Source organism: uncultured Butyricimonas sp. (assembly GCF_959596855.1).
In the GTDB taxonomy this organism is placed as follows: Bacteria; Bacteroidota; Bacteroidia; order Bacteroidales; family Marinifilaceae; genus Butyricimonas; species Butyricimonas muris.
In genome coordinates this window covers 18162-29891 of record NZ_CAUFYA010000057.1, presented here as the reverse complement: position 1 = coordinate 29891, position 11730 = coordinate 18162, and the positions used below count along the sequence as shown (strand labels likewise).

Sequence of the window (11730 nt, the reverse complement as noted above, 5' to 3'; positions counted from 1 at the left end):
TACTTCACTCATGCTTCATCGTTTTCAGGGTTCCACTTGTCCGTTAAAATCTCCCGTTGCGCCTGCCCGGTTGTGAGGACACGCCCGTCAACCGTTTTAGCCTTCTCTTCAAGAGTTAAGGCTATCTCTCCCGTTTCCTCGTTTATAACCGGGAAATAAAGTTTAAAATCATCCTCGTGAAGGATAACCATCGTCCCGTCAAGTGATCGACGGCGAGATTCTTGCAATATTCCCGCCCCGGCTGCTTTAGCCGTGTCGCAAAAAATGTAAAGGGGTTGTTTTTTCATTGTATTTAGTTTTAAATTGTTACAAAAAAGCCGTTCTCGGGATCAATCTCTGTTGTCGCGTCAGGGGCGTTAACCGCCGTGAGCGTCCACACGCCACCCGTGCCTTTGTTCGTCAGCATCTTACTCCTATCTCCATTCACGGGCAGAAAATCATACAACAGGTAATTGTACGTCTCGGATGACCAGAACTCGTATCGAAGTATTGTAACCGGGGAGGGGTAAGCAATGCTTGGTAAGGCATAACATCCTAACCCTAGTCTCGTGGCTTCTATTGAAAGCGTGGCATTTCCTGTTGTTGTCGGGTAAATCGTTCCGTTAACTCTAAAGACAGATAACAGCCCGGACGAATTAAATACCAATTCAATCCTGTACAGCCTATCTTTTTGTAAAATTAGACTTGTTATCGAATGCGCAAATGTTTCATCTTTATTATTAACGAGTATTTGTATTTTGTTGTCTTTAATCATTCTTAAGACAACGCGCCTCTTGTTGGCGCTATCCGTGGTTTGAGTGTAATGGAAGTCAATCAAGTAACAATTACTTGAGATATCCTCGTTTAGAATAAATTCTATCACGTGACGCTTGTTAATCGTCGGGGAATTATTACTAAATGGTCCATTCACGAACAAACCCTGATCTATACCGTTGAGTTTTGCCGCCCATTTAGCCTCCTTGAGCCCCTCGATGGCTTCAACGGAGTAATCGAACTCCTCGTTGTTGAACTGTTCATCCTTTATAAATACCTTGCTTCCACGAGCGAAAACAGCTCCCGTTTTATCCTTCCACGGGAAACTCCAGTATAATTCAGGCTTCACGATATCTCCCCGGTTAGAATGCATCACCACGCTTGCCCCGAACAAACTCGTTTCGTCAAGGATTTCAGCGGGGGCGACAACTTCAATATCGCTCTTTGGATACCGTGTCGAGAGAACGTGATCGGTAGTTATCGCTCGTTCTGAAGGATTCTCCGGACGAGGTGCGCCATCCGCTAGAGCGGGAATAAATTCACCATCGGCGGGAGAGTACTTGTAAGCAGTTTCACCAATAACCAGCATCACGCCTCTCAATTCGACGGCGTTACCGACCATGTTATCGTAGACACCTCCACACACGAGTAACTGGGGTGATCTCGTGTCCGTTTGCTCACGGATAGTGATCGTGAGTCTTTGGGTTGATAATGGAAAAGATAATCCATTGGTTGAATTGGTCCCGGTGTACAAGTTTACAGTTAAACTGTTGGCAGAACCGGCGACGAAATTAACGTCCTCGATCGAGAGGGTTACTTTCGTGCCTACCGTCAATTGTGCCGCTATTTCTGGTGAAATATAAAACGCCCCCCAGCTGTTTCCTGTCGCTATACCACTAGCCGGGATACGCTTGAACGCCCCGCCAGTCGCCAAGTTGGAAACCCCATCATATTCCGTCAGCTGCAAGGCGTAAACGTTCGGCTTGTAAGTTCTCGCCCCGTAATCCACCGTGATCTTCTCTATCGTGAGCCCGGCGGTCGACACCACGCTCGATACAGTCACGGAAGTTTGATTATAGGGCAGATTTACCGAACTCTTGGCTCCGTTCGTGTAAAGAAAACGGAAAATCAAACCGCTCTTGCCCTCCTCCTGCGTGCCCTGCAACTTCCATGTCACGTCAAGCCTGTATCTCTGCCCCGGCTTGTACTTTACCTTCCCACCGAAAATATCTTCCGTGGCTTTGTTAAAAGCCGTGTACGTTTTCTGCTGGTCTATCTCGAGATACTTCCCGTCTGCATCTTCCCCCGGCGTACTCATGCCCGCCGATATCGCGTTCCAGTCATCGGAGATCATCGCCTTGCTGATAAGATTCACTCCCGTCAAATCGGGCAAAGCGTCAGCGATACACCTTATATCCATCCTTTTCCCCACTGCCGGGCAAGGTACTTTCAGTTTCCCGGAGAAAGTCCCCGTGATGCCACTCTCGCCCTCGGCGATTGTCGTGTAATTACTTCCCACTTTCTTTTGCCACCGGAAAATAGATCCTTCATACTCGCGGTCGCCCACGAAAAGGGGGTTATCAATCTCGATAATATCTCTCCGCTCCGTCGGGTCAACAACCTGCCCGAAAGGATAACCCGGCTTAACTCTTAAAGGCTCTTCCGTCGATATCGTCACGCCAAGAGTTATGGAGGCGGTAACGTTCACCACTTTCCCGTTCCTCGGGTCGGTGTATTTCGCCGTGAAGATCAAAACCACTCCATCAAGAGGGGTATTCTTCCTCGCGGTTAATTTTCCTCTACTATCCGTCGTACCGTTACGGTCAATAATATAAGCCGTGTTACTGTCGAGAATATTATGGGCGTCATCCACCACGTTCTCGTACCACCTTATATCCGTCAATTTACTGTTAATTATACCGGGAGCGATCACGCCTTTCGGGTCGGTAGCCCTGACCGTGAACAGAATTTCCAACGGGACAAGACCTCGATCGGGATCGTAAGTCTGGTAATTGGCGTCGTATGTCTGGTTTAAAGCCCCCGAAACGCTCCTTGAATAAGCGAGGTCAAGGGGAGTGTACCTTTTTCGTGTTTTAGCTAAAGCCTTTGCCATGTCATTATTAATTTAAATTCAAATATCCCTCGTTTGTACTCGTTTTGCCTTTATAATAAATCCTCGCCCTGCACCACAACAGGACGGGACTCCCCGTCTGCATGTTAGTCGGGAGCGTGCTACCGTCCACGTGTTGCGTGTCTGTCCTCGAGCCATAAACAGCCTTCCAAGCGGCATCAAATCCAGCGTCTCCCGTGTCAAGCCACCATTCCCATTCGTTCACGAGGTTATTTATCGGCTTACTCCCGGCGAAGACCTCGACAGAGGCGTCAAATAAAATGTCTAGCCTGTCCCAGAAATCCCACGACCCGGTACTGTTGTACATCTTCATGTTCAAGGCTGTATCACCGTCAGCAACCTGCCAGACATCAGAATCAAACCGGGGTTCTTCCGTTGTACCTTTCTCTCCTTCATAGACACACGTGTACCTCACGTGACCGTCCGTGACCTGATCGTAATAGAAGAAAGGGGCTTTCTCGATACTCCACAGTCCCTTGTAGCAAGGTACCCTTTGTTGGCTCACCCCGTCAAGGCTAACTTGGTAGAAATTGCCGGATGCTATCATGTTGGCGGCATAAATACTCGCCTTTTGCCTTATTCGCTCCGGTATATTCAAGGACGGGGGTAACATATCACCGATCTTCCCGATCAATACCTCCCTGTTTCTCCATGTAGGGGAATAGGTATCTACACCCGATTGCATCTCTATTATCTGGTCACGGGATGATAAACGAATACTGTTCTGTCTGGTGGTGTCCGTGAAATTACCTATCCTCTTGAAGGTCATCATCGGCTTGGGAGGGTACATGGGATCTTCCGGGTAAACCGTTATCTCCCCGTCACCGACTTCTGTTATCTCGAATTTTATCACTCGAAATCCCGTCTCTAGCTTGAAATCGGTAACGCAAATGTCATGTACCTTCAATTCACCCGTCCTCACGGATTCTTCGCGGAGGATGCATTTATAATAACCTCCCTCTAACGCTTCCACGCTATCTATCTGCCCCCCTTCCGTCAAGATCACTTCATCACCGACAAGACTGATTTGGTTTAAAAGGTACTCGGCGGCTTCTAGCCACTTGCGCAATTTCAAGGTTTCAAACTCACTATCAACACCCACCTTGTAACCAGTTAAACCGGAAGCGAAATCCCCTGACTTCAAGTAATTAGCTAGAATAGCAACAAATTCCGGGGTATCAGTCGTGCGGAGAGCCTGATTAAACCAGTCTTCCCAAGCGTGTTTATCAAATAATTTCGAATCATCCGCGAACTTCGCCCGAATAAATTTATCCAAAAACTTCAAGTACAACCCTTCCCTAACCAACTCTGTTTTTTTCCAGTACGATGACAAATCAATCTTATCAATCGTTTCGTCCGAAGCCGCTCGCGCGATTGCCGCCACTGAAATTCTACGCCAAGCGTTTTCAAACGCGTATTGCACCGGAAGCATCAAATCATCCGCCACCACCGCGATCGGGAATTCAGCCAATCGCGGGGCGAGAAAAGGGATCGAGTCCACCCCCGGGAACTCTAACAGATAAGGCAACTCCCCCTTGTTACGGGTTACGATATCATATTTCGTTTGCTTTGAATAAAAAAACTCGAACGTGAAATCATTCAGCGAACTCACGGAAAAAACATTTTCCGACTCTCGCAAATATATCCTCCTTAAAGCCCCCGCCACGTGAAAACGCTGCTTCGACACGAAAAAACCACGCAACCATCTGGCGTGATCAATCGAAGATACAAATCCGGTGTTTTGCTCGCAAGAGAAATTCAAATCGATATCACTGTCACTCGACTCTTCCAACATTGTCGTCACCGTTCCCTCTGTCTTGATCTTCTCCGTGAACTTGCCAGTGAATCCAACCGTGTCAATCCCTCCCAAGGTATTCTCGAACAAGTACACGTTTGTTTCAACATTCGATGCCCCCAATACATACCGTTGTATATACGTTAATCTATTACCATCAACATCCTCTATCCAAACATCAAAACATCCCGCCGCTTTACCGAACTTCTCGGAAATCTTCAAGTAAGAAACATTTATCGTGTACAAATTCCCTTCCACGATATCCAAAATATATTTCTCCCCCGAACCATCCGCGAAATAAGCCCGAACTTTCACCTTCCCCGCCACGACGCCATAATACGTCAAATATTCAGGTTGATGCGTCACGATCTGTTTTTCTTGCGGTTGCAAGGTCAAGAACTGCGTTTTTAAAAACACCCCGGAAGTTTCCGCCACGTTCGAAATTCCACCCTTCACGACAGTAAATTCAATCGTCGTATCCTCTATCTCCGCCCGAAACTTCTTTACCGCCAATGCTTGAATAATATAATCCGCGTCCGCGGGAGGAATAGACACGGACAAAAAACAATCCATGATATCCTTACAACGAATTCGGATATTACCGCTCTCTGCCTCGTAAACCTCGTTCACGATCACCAGACCATCCATATACAATTTAAACGTTAACGATCCCGTTACACCCTCTATAACGAAATCGTTCACGTTCCCGGCAAAACTTAAAACATCAGGTTGTTGAAGTATATTCATAACTTTAATTTTACCCTAAATTATCACGTTCCTCCCGTTCAATAAAGGACAAATCAAACAGGATAACAACGAAGTAAATGCGAAACAATCGAATTATTTCCCAGAACAATCTCCTGCTCGTAACACAAATATTTCCTGTTCCGGATTACTAGCACGTTCGAGAATAACTCTTTCAAATTATCCAAATTCTTCATATCCGGGCAAACATAGAATTCATTCGTCTGCTTCGCACCAATCAACAACAACGCCCGATCCTTTACGTACTCTCCCAAGCTATCATTAATCCCGCTCCACAATAACGAAAATGTCCCGTTCTTATCATCCTCCGGGATAGGACTCGCCACCGGGAAATCAAACTCGTATCTTCTCCCCGAGCCATTAACCGGCACAGCTTTAACCATCCCCCGGTAAATCGAAAACCGTAATTCCGTTTTTACTCGTTCTTTATAATCCCACGTTTCGGAATACTCCTCTTGGAATGCCGCGAACCTGTATTCATACTGGTAGTTCGTTTCAACATTCGGTATGTTGAATTTCTTTATATCCGAACTAACGCCCACGATCGTCGAAATGCAATCCACCGTTTCCGCGTCATCTTCTTGCCCAAAAACGGCACTCAAAAGCCCCGCTTCCGCGAGCTGTTTTATCCCCTCGTCTATACTATCGGCATCCTTGTAAACAATTCCTTTCACCCGGTCATCGCCCGTTAGAAAATGCTTTTCCATCCCGTCAAACACCCTTGCCTCCTTCACCCTCGAAAAATTCAATCTCTGGATATCCACGTGCTTTCTCCCTTCATCCACTATAAAATTATACCCGAACTTGTTTTCAATCTCCCGCAAAAAACTATAAATCGTAATATGTGGTAAATGCGCCCCGTACATGTATCTTTCACCCGCCTCCGACCCCAAGGTTATATTAATCGGATTTCTCCGGCAAATAATCAACAAATCTTTCAAATTCTCGTCTTCCGACAGTTCATCCTGCCCGATCGTGTATCCCATGCTTTTCAATATCTTTTCAACCACAACCGTCACACGCAAAAAAGGCGTGTAAAAAATAGGTTTCGCCACGAGAGAGAAACGAAACGACGTCTCCCCGGGTTCCAGATAATTGTAAAAATTCACCTCCGTGTCTACCACGTTTCTCATCCACGAGTCCCGAACGGGACACACCACGTAATCCATCCGTTCCGTCAAGCTTCGGGAAAACCTATCCAACGTGTCCAACTGGTTCCCCGGGTTAGAAAATTGCCCACCCATCGAATCATCCAACCACTTGTTTTTTGCCCGTCCCCAAAAAGAATCTTTTTGCCGTCGACACGTAAAACTCCACGCTTCCCCCTCCAACATCCGTCAACACGCACCACCCTCGCAATAACTGGTACGGACCGAAATCCACCTCTGCCAACAGCTCCCCTGTCGTGTCCACGTGGGCCCGATCAATAAAACCGAACACCTCCCGGTTCGAAACCAAATTCACCTCCATCGGGTAAGTAGCGTCTTCCCGGTCATCATCCAGTAAACTATTTTTCAAATTAATCGCTAACTCGAAATCCTCCGGTAACCGTACCACCCTCGAATTTATTTTCACCCCTAAACTCATTCTTTACCTGTTTTAATATTTTGTTCGTACTCCTGCGCCTTTTTTATTTTCTTAACCAACCCGTTACTCCCGTACATCGGGATTGAGAACTCCATATTCATTAAACGATCCATCATCTGCATATTTTTAACCAGTAGATTTTTTAATTCCGGCTCCACCCCGTTCACCGTGCTACCAGAGGAAAGCGACGAAGTTTCTCCCGGATATTTCCCGGAAGCATATCGCAGGACTCGACCATGAGAAATATCCATTATACTTTTATATATCAACGGGTAATCAAATATCAATTTCCGAGTTGTCGCTCCATCCACCACCATTTCCGGCTCTTTCTCTGAAAATAATCCTAATGTCGGCTTCTCGTACACCCCAGTTTTTAAATTGTTTCCGGCATATTCTGCCTGGTACAATTTCCCATCATCATCCCCGATAACCGGATATTTACCTTTCGCGTACTGTGCCGCTTGAATCGTCGCTATCTGAACTGCCCCAGTGGCAGCAACTAAAGCCGCCAATATCGGTCCCATCGGCAATCCAAGTTCCCACGCCTTTGCAATACCAACAGCCGTACTTAAAATTGTGGAAAAAAGGGCTTGTTTCCTCTCCCTTTCAGCCTGCTCTCGTTCTAGTTCCTCCCTCTTGGCATCCAGATCAGCATCCAACTGCGACACACGAGCATTATATTGTTCCTGTGAAATCTGTCCCGAATCCAATTGCGCATCAAGAGCGGCTTTTTCCTTCTTTGTCTTCTGCTCGTATTGTTTCAACTCTTTTTTCCCCTGCTCGTTCCGGAGTTTGTTGTATGCTCCCCAAGCATTAGAAAGAGCTCCCGCGGCAAACTCCAAATCATTTATTCCCACCTTACCTTTCTCCAGGTTAGAAAAAAATTCTTCCCATTTGCTTGAAGTCATTCCAAGCAAATCAAAATCCGTTCGCTCCGAAGTCGTCAAATCTTTCACCTCGACACCCATTTCCGCCAAAGAAGCTTTCAACGCATCTACACGACCTTGAAGCTGCAATTTCTCTTCATCAGAAAGTATTTGTTTTCCAAGATCAAATTCATTCTTTTCCAAATCAACAAAAATACTGGACACGAGATCCATCACCTCGCTCGCTTGACTTTCAGCGAGAGTAATCGTTTCAAGCTGATGCCGTTTCTGTAATTCTTTTCTTTGAAACAAGGTCCCCGAAAAATTCGATAGCTCCTCGTTTTGCTGCACCTTTAATTGTGCCATCTCGATCGAGTGCGCCGTCTCAAGATTCTTCAACTTTATATTTACATCTTTCATGTAATCATCCGATCGCTTCTTTCGTGTATCCTTTTCAATTTTTTTCAAATTCTCTTGGTGTTCCTTCTCCATGATCTCAAGAGCCTTTAACTCCTTATCGGTTAGTTTTTCCCTATCCTTCCCGTATATTCCGGCTTGACGTAACCGGTTATTAAAGGCTTTATTCTCTTTAAACACCGCCGACTCTGAAGAAGCAATTACAGTATCGATATATTCTTTTTGCGTACTTGTTTCCACCTTCTTTTGTTTTTCAGCGATCGCGATAATTTTGTCTGCAATCTGTCCCCGGAGTTTTATCTTATCTTCTTCCGATTGAGCCTCGTTCGCTAATCGGTACTGGAGATGTTCCAACTCAAGTTTATCAAGTTGTTCCTCGTATTCTTTTTTCTCGATCAGCTGTTTCGTGTACTTTTCCTTCAAGGCCACAATTTCAACATCAAAATTCCGGGGTTTTACTTTTTCAATATTTCCCCCACTATCTTTTTTATCCTTTTCATTAACAGGTGAAGTAAAAAGTTCTTTTATCCGAACCATCTCCTGCTCGTAAATCTTTCTTGCATCCCTGATCTCGTCAATATAATTCCATAACCCGGCAGTTTTAATATGAATCTTCATACTCTCTGAAAACTCCCCTCCACTATCCAATTGTTTTCGTAATTCTTCAAAAGCTCCCTCTGGATTCAAGTATCTAGCCTGATGCGATAAAGCCCTTTTAATCTTCTCAAAGTTTTTCAATTCCGTATCAACAAGAGTTTTCACAGCTTTCTCCCTCGCTTTCGATAAAGCCTTATCCATTGCTGCTTCTTTGATCGACTTCGACAAAGCCCTATAAGCTTTCTCTGCATCATCCAATGTACTTATTTCCAAATTCAGATTTTCCAGATATCCCCCGTATTTATCCGTTATCTCCTTCCGGGCACGTTCCCACTCTTTCGTTCCCTCTTTCGCGTTCCGTAAGTTTCCAAACAAATCATCCAACGTTCTCTGTTCCAAGGCAACTTCCTTGTTAAACTCCTTCTCTATTGCAATGATCCTCTCCATGGACTTCTGTAACTCCGTTTTTCTCTTCACTAAAGTGGTAATAGCGAATCCCAATGCCACGATCCCGGCAACAAGTAACGCATAAGGATTTGTCCCGACCACCTTGTTAAACGCCTTCCAAGCAATCATAGCTCTCTGTACTTTCCCGGTCAACAACGACTGTGCCGCGACAAGCAAATAAGTCGCTGCCGTTTTCGATTTCGTCCAAAACACGGACAATCTATCCAAGACAAGTTTTGCCGATATCGCCGCCCCCTCCGCCTTCATCCACTTCACAGACAACTTTTGCACCGACAAATAAGAAAGATAAATCGTGGTTAATTTCACGAGTATGGAGCCGTATTTTGAGAAAAATGACAACAAGGTACCCAACACTTTCACCAAAATACTCATCGTGTTCATCCCACTAATCATCAACGGTTGCAATTTCTCTCCAAGAAGTTTTATTCTTTCGTTCAACTGATTTTTCGCTTTCTCTCTTATCGCTGCCAAGTTATTATTCTTAATATTGAACTCTTCTGTCAAAGAAATACCTTCCACGAAAGCCTCGTTTGCCAGTGCTTGTTGTTCCTGAAGCATTTTCGTGTTATCGGCTAACGCCCCTAACACAGATACAGCCCTCACGTTATCCATCCCGATGTCACCCATATTAGCGACAAGTTTTTGCATTTCCGAATCATTACCTCGTAAGCCGTTAAACAAGCGGATCAACGCTTCATTCGCATCCTCCTTTATCAACTTGGAAAAATCTTTCACCGACATCCCGGCTACTTTCGCGTATTCTGCCGTATTCTTAAACATCCCGGACACAAGCTTAGAAAAAACAGTACTACTCACCTCGGCAGTTTGTCCTAGTTGATCCAAGGTCGCGGCCAATCCCATTACCTGATCCACCGATATTCCAACCGACGGGGCAACTCCCGCTACTCGTTTCGTGAACTCAACAAGATATCCCTCGTTCGCTGTACTCGCCGCCCCTAACTCGTTTATCACGCTACCAACCTTCAACAATGCCTGCTCGATACCAAAATCATCTTTCAATTTAAAAATATCCACGAGTTTGCCCACCTGTCGGATAGATTCCTCCACGTCACCACCAAGATCTTCCTTCAGCGCGATGTTTATCTTATCAGCAGCCCTAACAAATCCTTCTAGGTTCTCCTTGCCCTCGATTCCCAACTTTCCACCAATCCGGGCAAGACCCATTAACTCTTCCTGACTCGACCTCGTGTCAATCTTCCGGAGAGCATCGTTTAACTGCAACACTCCTTTTTCCGTCAACCCGGTTGTTTTTCTCACGTCTGCCAAGACGTCGGTAAACTCCACGTACTTGTTTATCGCGCTTTTTATTCCCAATACCACACCGGTTAGAGATGCCAAACCAGACACCACGAAATTCCAATATTTATTTATACCGTCAGCCATCCGACACAGAATACCTTGCGTACTCTTGCCCTGCCGAGTTACTTCAGCCAATCGTTTCTGCACCTTCACGAGTTGAGCATCAAAATTTTTCCACTGTTCCGTTCCGGGATCGGAAGTATTTCTCAATCTTGTTAAACGAGTTATCTCCCTCCTCAAATCGGTTACGCTCATTTTCGTTATATCCATTCCCTTTCGGATATTATCCATACGTTGTTTTGCCGAATCAATCGCTCTCGAATTACTATCGAATGAATTTTGTAACTGATTTAATTCCACTCGCAAATCCTTATACTCGGCACTATTCCCCTTGCCCGCACGTTGCAAATCATCCATTTTCTGCTTTACGCTCACCATTTTATTCGCTAATCCCTCGTTAGCAACATTTAAATCCTTTATTGAGCGTTCCAGCTTCAGCAACTCCGATTTCCCCTTGTCACCGTTAATGATAATATTGAGGACCATATCCTCGTCCACGATCCTTTTAGCCATGTCCTTCCATTTTTAACTCGTTCCTAATGCCCTCTCTCACTTCATCGGTAAGGCCATTCATTAACCTCATGGCAATCGCGTGATAAGTCCCATAGGTAAAACGATTATGAATATTGTACCCTTTTCTCGTTCTAACTTCCCCCCGTTTATTCTTGACCTTGCGCTTCATGTCAAGAAATCGCTCGTAATCGACGTGCTTAAACGTCAGTTCCCCATCCATGGTATCACCTTCTTTCACTGCCACTCCCCGGCTATCCCGTAGCACTCCTTCACGGAACACCAAACGTTTATACAAGATTGTTCCTTGGTTCCGAAGCAGACGTTCTCCCTCTTCATGGAGAACCTTACTGACAAATTTCTTTTTAATTAAATCCATGGTTTGAAATTACCATAGCAACAAGAAAAAGGAAAGGACAAAAAAGGGCGCAACCCCGTGGTTACGCCCTGTATAGTCAAAT

At 45.3% G+C, this 11730-nt stretch carries 7 protein-coding genes; all 7 read right to left on the bottom strand.

Annotated features, from left to right (window positions below; translation table 11 throughout):
- Nucleotides 1–8: 8 nt before the first annotated feature.
- From Q5866_RS18455 to Q5866_RS18425, 7 genes are read right to left on the bottom strand one after another with little or no spacing between them, the layout of a single operon-like run.
- Entirely contained in the window at nt 9–287 is a 279-nt protein-coding gene (locus Q5866_RS18455) for a hypothetical protein (RefSeq protein WP_303181751.1), read from the bottom strand.
- An 11-nt stretch (nt 288–298) separates the two neighbouring features.
- Nucleotides 299–2866 (bottom strand): hypothetical protein, encoded by a 2568-nt coding sequence (locus Q5866_RS18450; RefSeq protein WP_303181749.1) that lies wholly within the window; start codon nt 2864–2866, stop codon nt 299–301.
- Nucleotides 2867–2873: 7 nt separating this feature from the next.
- A complete protein-coding gene (locus Q5866_RS18445) occupies nt 2874–5426 on the bottom strand; it encodes a hypothetical protein (RefSeq protein WP_303181748.1) in 2553 nt (850 codons plus the stop codon).
- A 53-nt stretch (nt 5427–5479) separates the two neighbouring features.
- Nucleotides 5480–6700, bottom strand: a complete 1221-nt coding sequence (locus Q5866_RS18440; protein WP_303181747.1) for a hypothetical protein — start codon at nt 6698–6700, stop codon at nt 5480–5482.
- Complete coding sequence (locus Q5866_RS18435) at nt 6693–7031, bottom strand: hypothetical protein (RefSeq protein ID WP_303181745.1); 339 nt, start codon at nt 7029–7031, stop codon at nt 6693–6695. Before Q5866_RS18435 ends, Q5866_RS18440 begins: the two co-directional genes overlap by 8 nt.
- Complete coding sequence (locus tag Q5866_RS18430) at nt 7028–11272, bottom strand: phage tail tape measure protein (RefSeq protein WP_303181744.1); 4245 nt, start codon at nt 11270–11272, stop codon at nt 7028–7030. Before Q5866_RS18430 ends, Q5866_RS18435 begins: the two co-directional genes overlap by 4 nt.
- Entirely contained in the window at nt 11265–11648 is a 384-nt protein-coding gene (locus Q5866_RS18425; protein WP_303181743.1) for a hypothetical protein, read from the bottom strand. The genes Q5866_RS18430 and Q5866_RS18425 overlap by 8 nt, the downstream gene beginning before the upstream one ends.
- Nucleotides 11649–11730: the final 82 nt, after the last annotated feature.

Excerpts from the sequence above, each read along its gene's own strand:
- Q5866_RS18455 (WP_303181751.1), bottom strand. The coding sequence starts at position 287 with ATGAAAAAACAACCCCTTTACATTTTTTGCGACACGGCTAAAGCAGCC.
- Q5866_RS18450 (WP_303181749.1), bottom strand. The coding sequence starts at position 2,866 with ATGGCAAAGGCTTTAGCTAAAACACGAAAAAGGTACACTCCCCTTGAC.
- Q5866_RS18445 (WP_303181748.1), bottom strand. The coding sequence starts at position 5,426 with ATGAATATACTTCAACAACCTGATGTTTTAAGTTTTGCCGGGAACGTG.
- Q5866_RS18435 (WP_303181745.1), bottom strand. The coding sequence starts at position 7,031 with ATGAGTTTAGGGGTGAAAATAAATTCGAGGGTGGTACGGTTACCGGAG.
- Q5866_RS18430 (WP_303181744.1), bottom strand. The coding sequence starts at position 11,272 with ATGGCTAAAAGGATCGTGGACGAGGATATGGTCCTCAATATTATCATT.
- Q5866_RS18425 (WP_303181743.1), bottom strand. The coding sequence starts at position 11,648 with ATGGATTTAATTAAAAAGAAATTTGTCAGTAAGGTTCTCCATGAAGAG.